Genomic DNA, 13,701 nt, shown 5'->3' with positions numbered 1-13,701 from the left:
GCGATATGGAAATTCTGACGCTTTTCCGCCAGGCCATGCTGTTAGTGGTTCTGCTCTCTGCGCCGCCGCTGATTGTCGCGGTGCTGGTGGGGGTAGTGATCTCGTTGATCCAGGCGGCGATGCAGCTGCAGGATCAAACCCTGCCATTCAGTATCAAGCTGGTGGCGGTGGGTGTCACGCTGGCGCTGACCGGTCGCTGGGTAGGCGTTGAACTGATGCAGCTGGCGCAGGCTGCTTTCGCCATGATGTCGACTGCCTGATGCTGCTCGGCGCACCGCTTACCGATACGTTCCACTTTATTCTGGCGCTGGCGCTGGCGATGGCGCGTATCTTCCCCTGCATGCTGCTGACGCCGATCTTCTCCTTTAGCGTGGTGAAAGGGGTAACACGCACCGCGATTGTGGTGGCGCTGTCGCTGTTTATGGCGCCGGTGATCAAGCCGCAAATCGATCTGTTGCAGCCCGATATGCTGACGCTGACCGGCTTAATCCTTAAAGAGCTGATCATTGGCGTGCTGATTGGCGTGCTGATGGCGATGCCATTCTGGATGTATGAATCCATTGGTGGTCTGTTTGATAACCAGCGCGGCGCGCTGATGGGCGGACAGATCAACCCGCAGCTCGGGCCGGACGTTACGCCGCTGGGCAAGCTGATGCAGCAGTCGATTATTCTGTTGCTGATTGTCGGCCTCGGTCTTTCTACTATCACCCAGATTATCTGGGACAGCTATCACCTGTGGTCGGCGACCGCATGGATGCCATTCCCCAGCGAAGCTGGTTTCCAGGTTTATCTGAAGATCCTTGGCGACACCTTTACCGATATGGTGCTGTACGCCGGTCCGCTGGTGGCGCTGATGCTGCTGATGGATTTCGCCATCGGCATTATGAGCATCTACAGTCCGCAGCTGCAGGCGACGGCGCTGGCGGTGCCGGTGAAATGCCTGCTCGGCATGCTGTTCTTTGTGCTGTATCTGCCGCTGCTTAACCATCTGGCCGATCAGCGTCTCTACGATCTGCGCGATCTGATTCATATTCTGCCGACCCTGATGGATAACAAAGGGAGCGTGCCATGAGCGAAAAAACCGAAGACGCAACCCCGCAAAAACTGCAGGAATCGCGGAAAAAGGGGCAGGTTAGTCAGAGCCAGGATATCCCTAAGCTGATGATCTGCATCGGCGTGCTGGAGGCGATTTTTGCCCTGGTGGACACCGGCATGCAACGTATGGAAGCGATGATGCTGTTGCCGCTGGCGCGCCTGCGCGACCCGTTTGATCATGCGATGGAAGAGGTGCTGACCGATTCGCTGACCGTGCTGCTGGGTTTTGTCGGCGCAGTGTGCGGCATTGCGGTGTTGCTGCGTATTCTCGGCGGCTGGGTACAGTTTGGCCCGCTGTTTTCGGTAGAAGCGCTGGCGCCAAAATTTGAGTCGCTGAACCCGGTAAACCATTTTAAGAATATGTTTTCCGCGCGTCAGTTTACCCAGTTGCTGACCAGCATTATTAAGGCGGTGATAATCGGCCTGATTGTCTGGCAGGCGATTGAACCGGAGCTGGGCGGCCTGTCGCAGCTGGCGCTGGGTAATCTCGACGGCTTCTGGCAGGGGGTGATGGCGCTGTTTGTTAAAGTGGCGCGCCGGGTGCTGCTGGTGATGCTGGCATTAAGCGTGCTCGATTTTGGCATCCAGAAATACTTCTTCCTTAAGCAGCAGCGGATGAGTCACGACGATATTAAAAACGAATATAAACAGAGTGAAGGCGATCCGCATATGAAAGGCCACCGGCGTCAGGTGGCCAGTGAAATCATGAATGAGGAGCCGAAAGCGCCGCGTCAGGTGGCGGTGGAAGAGGCGGATATGCTGCTGGTGAACCCGACCCACTTTGCCGTCGGCCTCTATTATCGACCGGGCGAAACACCGTTACCGCGCCTGCTGTTTAAAGCCAGCGATGAGGAAGCGCATACGCTTATTGAACAGGCTCAGCGTAACAAAATACCGGTGATTCGCTTTATCTGGCTGACACGTACTCTGTACCGCACCACCCGCGAGGGCGACTATATTCCGCGCGAAACCCTAACCGCGGTGGCGCAGGTCTATCGTCTGCTACGTGAGCTGGAGGATCAGTATCTGGATGAGGTGATTGAGATTCGGGAATAGGGGGATGGTCAGGGCGACGTTCTTGCAGTCCGAGACGATTGCCAGGCGGGAGCCGAAAACGGCTCCCCTACGACGGTTTCAGATATTCAGGCGTAGGGGCGGCGTTCTCGCCGCCCGCGGGTTTGACGGGCTTATCAATCAGCGTTAAAATTGTTCACAGTTAGCAGGTACAAGCAGCGCCGTTCCTTACAGCGGTCACCAACCGTTAGCGGAACAGAAAAACAACCCGGTTCACCAGACTGGGTTTTTTTTCGCCTTAATTTCACCTTTTCTGGCTGATTCGCTATATAAAAAAAATCAGAGATTGGGTTAGAGGGTGTTGCGTGAGGGAGAGTTCTTGCAGTCCGAGACGATTGCCAGACGGGAGCCGAAAACGGCTCCCCTACGACGGTTTCAGATATTCAGGCCCAAAGGCGGCGTTCTCCCGCCCTGCAGATTACAGGCCGGCAAACACTTCGGTGATTAACTCACGCGCTTCACGCGCCTGCTGCATAAACGCCAGCAACAACGGACTAAAACTGGTGGCATTCAGCGCGGCCAGCGGCTGCTGACTGCACAGGCGGATATTATCCTCTTCATCCAGCGCCAGCCAGCAGCCGCGCATCGCGTTCATTTCAAAATTCAGCGTCATCAGCAGACGCCAGGCCGCCAGCTTTTCGCCATGATCCTGCATGGCGAACAGCTGACAGTGCAGCAGCAGTACATCACTGCCATCCGGCAGTTCCAGCACCAGCGCCTCCTGGCCACTCTCTTCCTGTAAGGCGCAAACGCCATTCTCCAGCTTCAGTACCACGCCCTCGCGGCTGGCGAACTCGTCCAGCAGCATCTGCAACTGTTGTTGGGGTTTCATCGCGCTCTCCTGTTAAGCATTCTTAAACAACACCACGTTTATCCTGCACTTCCGCATTGGTCAGCGCATTCACCACATCCTGGCTGGCGTAGGCGATCTCACCCTCCAGCGAAAACGAGTGCGGCGTTTCCTGATCTTCACCGTAACTAAAGTTAATCTTGCCAAGATTACGGCTCATGCTGACATTGCCTTTGCTCGACCAGCCGGTGACCAGCAACGGAATATTGATCCCTTCCGGCTTATTGTTGGTCTCGGTAAAGCCGATGGATTTGATTCGCAGGTTATTGCGATCCTTTAACAGCTTCTCAATCTGCTGCGGCTGGGTGCGATGATCCAGCCACAGCTGCTGAGTTTCGAATTTCTTGTTGTCTTTCATCTCCAGCGTCACCACTGCCTGCGTATCGCTATGTTTTTGCAGATCGCGGATCACCTCCTTCAGCATCGGCTTCTCGGCCATAAACTGGCTGATGCGCTCCGCATTACTCGCCGGCAACTCGCTGGCGATCAGGCTGTGCAGTACATGCATCAGATTGTTGCTGTCGATCTTATGCAGGTTGTTATAGGTGGTTTGATACTCGGCGCTGTTCATCGCCTGGCAACGCAGATCCGCCGCCTGCTGCTGCAATCGCAGCTGTTTAGCGCTATTAATTACGCCATACTGACCGTTATTGGCTGGCGTCATGCCCTCAAGGTGGCTGGTGAGCTTTTCCAGTTTCTGCTTCACCGCCTGCTTTTCCGGCAGCAATGAGGTGTTGAATGCTTTCTTTTTGGCCTCGGCTGGTTTGGTTTCAGCGGCTTCATCACTGTTCGCTACGGTCACAGCCCCGCCGGATGCCTGAGCTTTAGCCTCTTCGGCGGCCTTAGTCTCATAACCCTCCAGCTGCTTTTTCTCCAGCGCGTCGAGCTTTTTCACATCATCCTTACTCAACGTGGGCTTGCCGTCAGGGTTATTCAGATAACCGCGCAGACGCTGCTCATTAAACGTTTTCATATCCGCTGATAGCTCCACCTCCGGTTTTTTTGGCGGCTTATCGGCGTCTTTGATTTCCTGCACCAGCTTATTCAGTTCGGCATCATCGAAATTCAGTCCAATCTGTTCCAGCAGCTTATCCAGTTGCCGCTGCTCAGGCGCTTCGGCTTTGGCCATATCGATACTCATACTCTGTTTGGTGCGGTTATCGATACTGACCTGAATATTGGTGGTGCTGACGCCAAACACCGGCACGCGCAGATTCGATGCGGCGTTGGTGGTGATACCGGCGCCACCGCCAATACCGGCGCCGGCGCTGGCATTATTAAGAAAACGCATGCGGTTATCGCTGCGACCGTTAGTCTGGCCGCCATCAGAACGGGTGACATTGCGATCGCGCTGGGCCGACGCCAGATTCACCCCCGCCTGGGCGATCACCGTACCGCGCACAGTGGAGGAGTCGCCATTGCCAATCGGCAGCGACAGCGCGCCGCCAGCGGTGGCAAGCAGCGTGGCATCCACGTTAAAGTTCAGCGTGGTGCCGTGCTTCATGCGCTGGCCGACGCCGCGATCGATCAGCTGCTGTGGATTCAGCTCGCCGCTGGTCATCTGTTTAATAAATGGCTGCAGCTCCGCCTCGCTGATGGTAAAGCTGATGCTGTTTTGCATCTGCCGCTGTAGCGCCATCGCAATCATGCCGCCAAGACGTGCCGACGGAATAATCGAATTATTATCACCGAGGTCGACTTTAATATCTTTGTAGTCATCCGCCTCGCTCATCGGGTTCCAGCCCACGGCGCCAAAAGCGGTGCCGGTGCCGCCGCCATTACGGCTAAAGGAGACGGTAATGCCGCTGTCGCCGCGCGAGAAGCTGGCGTTATAGGCGCGATCGAGATTGCCGCGCAAACCGGGGATGCCGATCACTTCGCCGCCGGGGATCACCGACAGGGTTAACAATCCGCCATAAGAGCGATCAAAGCCCATATTTTCCCCCGGCTCCAGCGAGGTGATGGTGCGATGCAAACGCTCGGTCATCTGATCCTGATCCTTCGCTTTCAGCACCGTACGGGTGGTCATATTGATACCGTGATGCGGCTTACTGAACGCATTGGTCATCGATTTAACCGAGTCGTAGCAGGCTTCCAGATGCTTATTGCTGACAAACCCCTGGCTGGTGGTTTTACGTATCGGATCCTCGCCGTAGGTTTCATCGCGTAATACGCGGAAGCGTTCCTGCAGATCTTTTGAATTCGCCGCAATAGCCTGGTCGTCTCCCGCCACGCCTTCCATCTCATCCAGCATCTCGTGCAGTTTGCTCATGGTGACGCCGTCGAGGATCAGCCGGGATTTCGACAGCCCCATATCATCAAAAGGATCGCGCTGACGACTCATCGGCGGGTTCTGCTTCTGATGGCGTACTACCACTCCCTGATTTTGCAGGGTATCCATTAGCGTATGGCTGTCATTTTCCGCCCGCATCGGATAGCGCTGATACAGCGTGGAGAGATCGTTAACCAGATTGCTATCGTCGCTATTAATATTCAGCGCCTGGGTAAAGGCGTTAAGTCGCGATGGCGAGAAATCTTTGGTGGCGGTGCGATCAGGTTGCAGCGCGCCGCTATGCTGGCCCAGCAGGCTGGTCTGATGGCGCGCGCTGTCGGCGACGCCATCGCTAAAGGTTTTCAGGTTCTCAATCAGCGCTTTATTAAACGAGCTGCCTTCCAGCGCGGCCAGGCGATCCTGCAGACTGGTGCGCGCGACAGCGGGCGCTGGCGCGGCGATCAGCGTCTTCATCTCGCTGTGCAGCGCTCCCTGATGCTGGTACAGCGGGCGCAGCCCTTCACGGCCTTTCCAGTCGTGCTGGATATGATAGCTGGCGTTTTTAATCGGGCGCGGCGTGGCGAGGGTTGGGTTAAATACGTGGGCGCGCAGACGGTCGCGCAGGCGGCTGTTGATATGATTGCCGTCGCGGCCTGTCATACCAAGCAGATTAGCTTCACGCTTCATTGTCATCCCCATCACGCGGGTACTTTTGGTGGCGTCATCCAGACGCTCCCAGGCTTTCTCTACACGGCGGCGATGAGATTTGGCTTCCAGTTTTTTATTCGGATCGTAGTCCGGCTGCACCAGCCAGCGGTCGGCGTCCGCCACCTGTTTGGCATTCTGGCTGGTGACCTGGCCCTCTGCGGCGGGATTGGACGCCGCCCCGGCGGCGTTTTCTCCCTGTTTCACCGTGGCATTCAGGCGGCGCCCGGCCAGCTGCAGAATCGCGCTGCGTCCGTCTTTATCGGCCACCATCAGTGAACCGTCCGCAGCATTGTGCAGGCTCGCCAGTTCCACCAGCCCGTCGGGCAGCGGCACTGGCTGCCAGCCTGGCGCGGGTTGTTCCGTATGCCGGTTCTGCCAGTGATCTTTCGGCATGGTATACAGCTTGCCCTGTTCATCGAGGGTATACAGCGACTGCTTTGGATCCATGGCGACATCGGTCAGGGTATTGCCGACACCGCTGGCTGGCATATTTTCGGCGGTGCCCGCTTTGCTCTCTGGCAGCCAGTTATCAATGCCATCTTTGGTCAGGGTATGCATCAGCTTTTCCGGCTGGCGGCTGCCGGAGAGATTACGGTGAAACTGCAGTTCGCCGTTTTCGCTCAGGGCGACAAAGCGATCGGCATCCAGCGGGGCAATCGCGCTGGCTTTGTTCTGGCTGTTGATGCCCACCAGCGGCTCATCCAGCGACAGATTGCTTTTCATCTGGCGCATGGTGAACTGATGATTGCTGCCGCCAATGCTGTCGCTTTTCAGACTGACTTTTACCCGTGAGGCGATGCCGTCTTTCAGTACATACGCCTGTCCGTCCTGGCCGCGTTTGATATTATCGGCACTCTCAAAGCTGGCTTCCCAGCGCTGGGAGTTTTTATTAAAGGCGTTGATTTTGCCATCATGGATCATCACCTGGCCGAGACGGCCCAGATCGACATTATCCTGCGGCAGCGGGCGCGGGCGTAGCAGACCTTCATGATGATCCATCACCAGGCTGGCGCTGAGATTCCAGTCGGGACGGAATGCGCCGCTGGCATCCAGCGAGCAGGCGTGGCGCTCATTGCTGGCATCTTTAACCAGCGCCAGCAGTTTGCCGTCGCCATGGTTAACAAAGCTTTCCACGCTGTATTTTTCACCGAGATGGGCCGCCAGTTGGGCGGATTTTTCGCTGTCCTGCTGCAGCACCAGCTCTTTATCGCCTTTCTTTGGCGCCGCGCTGCTGTACAACTTGCCGTTGCTGCCAATGGCAAACAGCTGGTTATTGTGCAGGGTGATGCCAGTGGCATGAAAATCGCTGGTGGTTTCTCCCTGCTGCGTTTTCAGCGCAATGCTCTGTGCTTTGGTCCGGTCACTGTCCGGCTCGCTTTCCGCATCCAGCGCACTGAGAAATTGCACGGACTGTTTGGCGGTTTTCTCATCTTTCAGTAGCAGCAGCGCATTACCCTGCTCGTTGGTGCAGTAGCTGGTGATCTTCTGCTTAAATTTCTCCGATTCGCCGCCGGTGGAGAGGTTGTACAGGGTTTTACTGTCGTGAATGGCATACAGCATGCCGTTCGGCTGTTTGGTTAATTTGCTGAAGCTTTTCTCTTCATCTTTATCCACCTGATCCCAGTGCATTTTCTTTTCATCAAGCCGATAAAGACGACCACCGTGCTCGCGCAGCTGTTCACTGACCAGATCTTTTACCCGGCCATCACCCTCTTCGCGATCGTGGCTGAATATGCCGGTCAGCTGGCTATGCAGCGCTTCCCCGGGTGTTAAGGTATTAAGTAGCAGCGTGTGATGGTCCTGCACGCTGTCGGGAACCGGCAGGCTTTGCGTCAGGCCGATAAAGGCGGTTTTCGATCCCTGCAGACTGAGCAGACGATTGCGATCGTCCAGCAGCAGATGCTGACTGTTATCGTCACTGGCCTGATGCGCCTTGTAAGTGTGACGTGGCCGCGCCACCGTCTCATTCAGGATATTGCGCAGGTTATCGGAGACGGCATCGGTTACCGTCAGCTTGCCATTATCATCCCGCGCCAGCCCGGCGATCTGCGGGCGCAGCAGGTTTTTATGTTCCGCAGTGTCACGTTCGGCGGCGTCCAGCGCCACCTGCTGCATCTGGTTAAGCTTGCTTCTTTCCAGCTCGTTGAATTTCTCTTCTTCAATCGTATCCAGCTTCGGCGGCGTGGCGGCCTGACGCGTTTGCTGCGGCGCAACGCGGGTGCCTTCCGGCTGTTTGCCACGCGCTTTTTCGCTGATCGGTGGGGTGGGATGCTCGGGACGCTGGCCCTGCGCCTGCTCCAGCAGCGGTGAAGGCGGCTTACTGGCCGGGGCAGGCGGATTATTGATTAATGCTTCAAGCTCCGGCAGTTCAGCAATGGTGTCCATCACTGCGTTGGCGAGGGTTTCCCGCCGCGAGGGTTTCTGCGTGGCCGCTGGCGTTTTTGGCGGCGTGGTGCTGGCTGATGGGCGAGTCTGCACACCCGGGGGATTTTTCCCTGCGGATGCTCTGGTCGGCGCGGGCGGAATGCCGGACGACGGGCGGGTTTGCACGTCAGGCGGCGGACTGGCTGGCGGTCGGGTCTGTGCGCCGGGTGTACGTTGCAGCGTGCTGGCGCGGGTGTAGTTCTCTGTCTTACGCGTCGTCACCTCCGCCTGCGGGCGGGCGCTGCTGCGGGTAAATTGTGCGGTATTCAGATTCTCTTCAGGCCGCGGTGGCGGCAGTGGCGCATTATGGCGGCTCTGCGGCCCCGGGCGCTTCTGTAGTTTATTGCCGTTGGATTGCAGCCGTTCGCGCAACCGCGTCAGGCTGCTGCGCAATCCACAGCCGCTGCTCTGGCGCGCCGGGCTATTCTGCTGGCGCAGCGGCGGCGCGGGCTGGCTGCTCAGACCATCCTGTTGCAGCGATCCTCCGGCGTTCTGACGCGAGCGGGCGCTCATCTGGCGTAACGGAATCGATGGTGTTTGCGGATTACGCGCCTGCGCACCGCGCATGGCGCGGTTGCCGACTAACAGGGGAAGTTTGAATGGCATACTATTCTCCATAAGCCCCCGGCAGCGGGGGCTTAACAGCGGTTAGTTTTCCACCGGCACCTGGGTGAAATCATAAGGCCCGTTGCGCAGCTCCGGCTGCCACCAGATAGTGAGCTTATGCACGTCCGACTGCGGGCGGCAGGAGACGGAGTTGCAGCCCTCCTGCTTTTTGGCACAGGCACTCAGCAGGGTCGCCAGCAGCGCCAGCATGATAATTCGGTTTATCATTCTCTCTCTCCTTAAGGTGTCAGCATGCGGCGGCTGTTGTCGCTACTGGCCGGGGCGCGAACTGGCGTGGTGGGTGCGCCGCCTGCGGCCGACAGCAGCGACATGCGCGATGGGCGTACGGTGCCGTTGGGTTCAAACGCCACATACACTTCGGCGGAATCACCCGGTTTCAGCGCCGAGCGCGGCCAGCTGGCTACCGCCAGCGTGCGGTCGCTGCGACAGGCTGCCTCGTCAAAACGCTGCGTCTGGTTGCTGGTGTTGGTGATCACGCCAACCGTAATCTGTACCGATTTATTGCCGTACCACTGGTGACGTTTGAAATCGCTGTGGAACGCCGACGGGATATTACACAGTGAACTGAGCGTCAGGCCGCTGCCGCCGCTGGTCATACCGGTGGGAATGCGGTTCTGCGCCAGGTCGCGCATGGCGTCTTCCACCATCGCTTTCATATCGGTGAATTTATGACGCTGGTTAACCTCATCCATGGCGTTATTCAGCTGCTCGCGGGATTCGGCGGCGATATAGCGCGAAGGATCAACCTGATCGCCAATCAGATGCGGGGTGATAATAAACAGCCGCTCACGCTGCGAGGTTTCATGACGCGTCGAGGAAAAGAGCTTACCGATAAACGGGATGCTGCCGAGGATCGGAATACGGCGTTCACGGTCGCCACTCTCTTTGGTGTGGAAACCGCCCATCACCAGCGAGCGTTTGGCTTCAACCAGCGCCTGGGTGCTGATCACGCCGTTATTGGTGCCTTCAGCTTCACCATCATCGTTTTTATTCAGCTTGCCATCTTCGACATCAACAATCAGCTGAATCGACGACTTCTGATGGGTGCTGATGGCGCGCGGCGTAACGCGCAGACTGGTGCCGGCGGTCACTGCCTGAATATCGGCGACGCGCTCGCCAATGGCGCGGATATAGGCAGTATCGCTGAAGTCGATCACCGCTGGCTGGTTCTCCAGCGTCAGAATCGAAGGATTGGCAATAATCGACGCGGTGCCTTCGCCTTCCATTGCTTCAATACTGGCGAAAAAGCGCGAGAAATCGGAGATAAACAGCGTACTGGAACCGGCCAGCAGATTGGTTGCGCCTGTGACGTTACCGAACTGACCACCAAGGCTGCTGGAGATGCGCTGCAGTTCGCTGCGATCGACATCGATAATTACCGCATCAATTTCAATCAGCTTTTGCGGCACGTCGATAATATCGATCAGCGCCTGATAGGCCGCGCGGTTTTTCGGATCGTCGCGCACCAGCAGGGCGTTATTACGCACATCGGCAGAGACGGTACCCTGCAAGCTGCTCAGCGATTTGGTTTTTTCACGGCCAAGGCGCGAGGTACCGCGCTGCACCATCTGATTCAGGATATTCTGCGACTGCTGCTGCATCTGATCCATTCCGCCGTCGCCGCCGTCCTGATTGCTGGACTGGCCGCTGGCGGTGGCGCTGTTACTTTGTCCCAGCAGCTCATTCAGCATGGTGGCGACACCCGGCACCAGCAGCTGCTGGTCGCGGTATTTGATATTACGATCGGCCACCGAGGCGTATTTCAGCGGGAATGACATCATATCTTTGTTGCTGGTGTCCGGCTTCTCCTCGGATTTACGCGCGAAATCGGCAATCTGACGCACATATTCCGGCGGGCCGGTAACCAGCACCACGCCTTCATCCGGCAGTTCACCCCAGCCAAAACGCGGCTCCAGCAGGCCGACGCCGCGCAGCGCTTCTTTGATATCCGGTGCGGCGTCCGGTGAGATTTCCAGTCGCTGCGAGCTTTGCGCCGACTGCGGGCTGACATACAGCGTGTTGTTATAAACAAACCACTGGAAACGGTATTCAAGCGACAGGCGATTCAGAAACGCCTCCGGGCTGTCGGCGCGTAGCTTGCCGGTAATATTGCTGTCGCCGAGGGTGCCGAGATTGATCTCGACGCCAAAACTGTTGGCAAAATCTTCAAGGATAATACTCAGCGGAGTGTTATCGGCCGAATAGGCATAAGCACCATTTTTCCACTCTTCCGGCGCGCGGGCGCTGGCAGAACTGATGCTGAATGCCAGTAAGATGATGGCCGCGACGATGCGGCATACCGCAGGAACCAGTTGAAACTTAAACACGCCGAACTCCTTGTTGCCGGACGATCGAAAACGGCAGCGCTGTGCTGCCGTGGGTAACTCAGTTAATTGCATCGATAATTGACTTACGGATACCGAACTTAAACTGGGTGTACTGCGAACTTGCCCAACCGGCGTTGGACATATCCTGCAGCTGGTTCTGGAAGGCGTACATATCGGCGACGTTAAACGACGATTCACCGGACATCTCTTTGGCGAACTGATACGCGTCGTGATGAGTACGGGATTGTTGCGTGCTTAACTGACGTTGGAGCAGATCGTTTGAACTCATGGCAAAAACTCCTCACTTTAAGGTCCAGATTTAAGTGGCACCTGATGCAAGGCAGTTCCCGCGAACGAAAAATTTTTTAACCGGGCTGCGCCGCCAGCTGCTGGCACAGCGCCGCCCAGCCGATTTGCAGTTCACCCTGATCGGTGACCAGCCGCAGCTGATCGACCGGCAGTTGCTCGTCAAAACTCAGCTGCCACTCCAGCTGTGGTTGCTGCGCCAGCCAGGCGCTGACCTCCTGCTGCTGCGCAGTGGCGCACCAGAGCGTCGCCTGTTGCTGGCGCGCATGCTGGCGCAACAGCTGCTGTAACAGCGCGCGGAAACGCTGTTGCGGGGTAAAATCATCCAGCACCTGGGTTATCGCCTGGGTCAGCAGCTGTTCGGCAAGGGTGACCAGCTGCTGTTCATCCTGCTGGCGCTGTTGCTGCCAGCTGCTAAACAGTTCGTCAGCCTGCTGCCAGAATTGGGCTTCGCACTGTTCACGCTGTTCGGCAATATGTTGCTCCGCCTGCTGTTGCGCCGCCGCCAGAATCTCCTGCGCCTGTTGCTGCGCTTCCGCGAGGATCATCTCCGCCTGCTGATGCGTGGCGATCTCTTCCGCCCGCAGCAGATTCCCCGTCGCCTGCTCGCCGTTCAGCAGGCTGATTTTTTTAACTTTCCACATAAGCGTCGCCCGGCTGATTATCGATAAGATCATGACGCTGGCACTGCCACAGCGCTGCCTGCCATAACGGCTGTAAGCGGTCGGCGGCAACCGCGGGGGGAGGGGCCGAATCTTTTACCCGCGGCTGCGGAAACAGCAGTTGCAGACGTGGCCAGCCAGCTGGCCACAGGGCATGGAGCAGGAGCAGGCTGTCGGCTGGCTGCCCGCTGGCAAACAGCGCTGGCGGCAGCCAGCTGGCAGGCCGCAGACCTTTCGCCAGCCGCCGACACCAGATTTTCATCTCTGAAGGCAGCGGCATGGCGCAGCCGCAGATCTCGGCAACCAGATCGAGCAGCAGCTGACGGCCTTGCGGCGTGAGCGCGCTAATCGCCAGGATCAGCGGCTGTGGCGCGGTGACTGGCGTCGGAGGGATCGCCAGCGACTGCTGCAATACCGCCGCATGCTGATGCAGAAAGCGCTGCTGCTGGTCATCAGAGAGGGTGGCGAAGCGGCTGTTATGCCAGCTGCGATCCGCCTGCAACCAGAAGCCGCGCTGCCACCAGTCGAGCCACGCCAGGTTCAGTTCATCATCCTGTGGTGACCTGTTCATGGCAAATTACTTGCCCTGTCCGGCATTATTCAGCGCCGGTTTTTTCAGGCGGCTACCCGGTTTCAGCACCATAATCGCCACGCCCAGCAGCAGCAGAATACCGATCACCAGCGTGATGATTTTTATCAGCGAATAGGTACCTGGGGTCAGCTGGAACGGGCCAAGATGCACCACTTCCACATGATCCTGATAGGCTTTTGCCGGTACAAATACAATGGCCAGATCGCGATCGTCACGCCCGACGAGGCCCGGAATACTGGTGGCGACCAGCCGGCGGATACGCGGCTCAATGCCGTCGGGATCAAGCGTGTCATGGTACTTAATAAATACCGATGCCGAGGCCGGTTGCACTGGCTCACCGGGGGCGATGCGTTCCGGCAGCACCACATGCACGCGCGCCACCACTACGCCGTCGATTTGCGCCAGCGTCGCTTCCACCTCCTGCGACAGCGCATAGATATAGCGCGCACGCTCTTCCAGCGGGCTGGAAATCACGCCGCTTTTCTGGAACACCTCACCTAAATTGGTACGCGATTTACGCGGTAGACCGGCAGCGCTGAGGATATTGACCGCACGCTCAATATCGGGCCGGTTAACCAGTACGCTGACCCCTTCTTTCGCCACCTGTTTTTGCGCTTCGATATGGTAGCGATCCAGTTCGGCGACAATATCGTTGGCATCATTTTCCGACAGGCCGCTGTTCAGCAGGGTTTGATCGCCGCAGGCTGACAGCAGCACGGCTAAGGTCACAGCAAACAGGGCTTTCAGCAGATAAGCAGGCATAA

The 13,701-nt window shown here is 57.6% G+C and carries 11 protein-coding genes; 3 read left to right on the top strand and 8 right to left on the bottom strand.

Going from position 1 to position 13,701, the window contains the following annotated elements:
- Positions 1–5 precede the first annotated feature (5 nt).
- Genes sctS through sctU form a run of 3 tightly spaced genes read left to right on the top strand, consistent with a single transcriptional unit; the run spans position 6 to position 2,151 of the window.
- Positions 6–260: a type III secretion system export apparatus subunit SctS gene (gene sctS / locus N5923_RS13055; protein WP_267142995.1), complete on the top strand. Its 255-nt coding sequence runs from the start codon at positions 6–8 to the stop codon at positions 258–260.
- Positions 260–1,072 carry a type III secretion system export apparatus subunit SctT gene (sctT, locus tag N5923_RS13050; protein WP_267142996.1) on the top strand — a complete coding sequence of 271 codons (813 nt, stop codon included), beginning with the start codon at positions 260–262 and terminating at the stop codon, positions 1,070–1,072. Before sctS ends, sctT begins: the two co-directional genes overlap by 1 nt.
- Positions 1,069–2,151 carry a type III secretion system export apparatus subunit SctU gene (gene sctU, locus N5923_RS13045; protein ID WP_267142997.1) on the top strand — a complete coding sequence of 361 codons (1,083 nt, stop codon included), beginning with the start codon at positions 1,069–1,071 and terminating at the stop codon, positions 2,149–2,151. The genes sctT and sctU overlap by 4 nt, the downstream gene beginning before the upstream one ends.
- Positions 2,152–2,587: 436 nt before the next feature.
- On the opposite strand, the gene N5923_RS13040 is transcribed toward sctU, so the two are convergent.
- The 8 genes from N5923_RS13040 to sctJ all read right to left on the bottom strand — a co-directional run bounded on the left by N5923_RS13040 (position 2,588) and on the right by sctJ (position 13,699).
- On the bottom strand, positions 2,588–3,001 hold the full coding sequence (locus N5923_RS13040) for a type III secretion system chaperone (RefSeq protein ID WP_267142998.1): 414 nt from the start codon (positions 2,999–3,001) through the stop codon (positions 2,588–2,590).
- Between the two features lie 22 nt (positions 3,002–3,023).
- On the bottom strand, positions 3,024–9,029 hold the full coding sequence (locus tag N5923_RS13035; protein WP_267142999.1) for an AvrE-family type 3 secretion system effector: 6,006 nt from the start codon (positions 9,027–9,029) through the stop codon (positions 3,024–3,026).
- A gap of 42 nt (positions 9,030–9,071) precedes the next feature.
- Complete coding sequence (gene hrpT, locus N5923_RS13030; protein WP_267143000.1) at positions 9,072–9,257, bottom strand: HrpT family type III secretion system protein; 186 nt, start codon at positions 9,255–9,257, stop codon at positions 9,072–9,074.
- 11 nt (positions 9,258–9,268) lie between these two features.
- Positions 9,269–11,377, bottom strand: a complete 2,109-nt coding sequence (sctC, locus tag N5923_RS13025) for a type III secretion system outer membrane ring subunit SctC (protein WP_267143001.1) — start codon at positions 11,375–11,377, stop codon at positions 9,269–9,271.
- Between the two features lie 58 nt (positions 11,378–11,435).
- Positions 11,436–11,666: a hypothetical protein gene (locus tag N5923_RS13020; protein WP_017801022.1), complete on the bottom strand. Its 231-nt coding sequence runs from the start codon at positions 11,664–11,666 to the stop codon at positions 11,436–11,438.
- Between the two features lie 76 nt (positions 11,667–11,742).
- Positions 11,743–12,327 carry a type III secretion system stator protein SctL gene (gene sctL / locus N5923_RS13015; RefSeq protein ID WP_267143002.1) on the bottom strand — a complete coding sequence of 195 codons (585 nt, stop codon included), beginning with the start codon at positions 12,325–12,327 and terminating at the stop codon, positions 11,743–11,745.
- Positions 12,314–12,916: a serine kinase gene (locus N5923_RS13010; protein WP_267143003.1), complete on the bottom strand. Its 603-nt coding sequence runs from the start codon at positions 12,914–12,916 to the stop codon at positions 12,314–12,316. Before N5923_RS13010 ends, sctL begins: the two co-directional genes overlap by 14 nt.
- 6 nt (positions 12,917–12,922) lie before the next feature.
- Positions 12,923–13,699: a type III secretion system inner membrane ring lipoprotein SctJ gene (gene sctJ / locus N5923_RS13005; protein ID WP_267143004.1), complete on the bottom strand. Its 777-nt coding sequence runs from the start codon at positions 13,697–13,699 to the stop codon at positions 12,923–12,925.
- Between the last annotated feature and the right edge of the window lie 2 nt (positions 13,700–13,701).

This window comes from Winslowiella arboricola (assembly GCF_025527015.1).
Taxonomy (GTDB): Bacteria; Pseudomonadota; Gammaproteobacteria; order Enterobacterales; family Enterobacteriaceae; genus Erwinia; species Erwinia arboricola.
This window is presented reverse-complemented; position numbering and strand designations above follow the sequence as displayed.

Excerpts from the sequence above, each read along its gene's own strand:
- hrpT (WP_267143000.1), bottom strand. The coding sequence starts at position 9,257 with ATGATAAACCGAATTATCATGCTGGCGCTGCTGGCGACCCTGCTGAGT.
- sctT (WP_267142996.1), top strand. The coding sequence starts at position 260 with ATGCTGCTCGGCGCACCGCTTACCGATACGTTCCACTTTATTCTGGCG.
- N5923_RS13010 (WP_267143003.1), bottom strand. The coding sequence starts at position 12,916 with ATGAACAGGTCACCACAGGATGATGAACTGAACCTGGCGTGGCTCGAC.
- N5923_RS13035 (WP_267142999.1), bottom strand. The coding sequence starts at position 9,029 with ATGCCATTCAAACTTCCCCTGTTAGTCGGCAACCGCGCCATGCGCGGT.
- N5923_RS13020 (WP_017801022.1), bottom strand. The coding sequence starts at position 11,666 with ATGAGTTCAAACGATCTGCTCCAACGTCAGTTAAGCACGCAACAATCC.
- N5923_RS13040 (WP_267142998.1), bottom strand. The coding sequence starts at position 3,001 with ATGAAACCCCAACAACAGTTGCAGATGCTGCTGGACGAGTTCGCCAGC.
- sctS (WP_267142995.1), top strand. The coding sequence starts at position 6 with ATGGAAATTCTGACGCTTTTCCGCCAGGCCATGCTGTTAGTGGTTCTG.
- sctJ (WP_267143004.1), bottom strand. The coding sequence starts at position 13,699 with ATGCCTGCTTATCTGCTGAAAGCCCTGTTTGCTGTGACCTTAGCCGTG.
- sctL (WP_267143002.1), bottom strand. The coding sequence starts at position 12,327 with ATGTGGAAAGTTAAAAAAATCAGCCTGCTGAACGGCGAGCAGGCGACG.
- sctU (WP_267142997.1), top strand. The coding sequence starts at position 1,069 with ATGAGCGAAAAAACCGAAGACGCAACCCCGCAAAAACTGCAGGAATCG.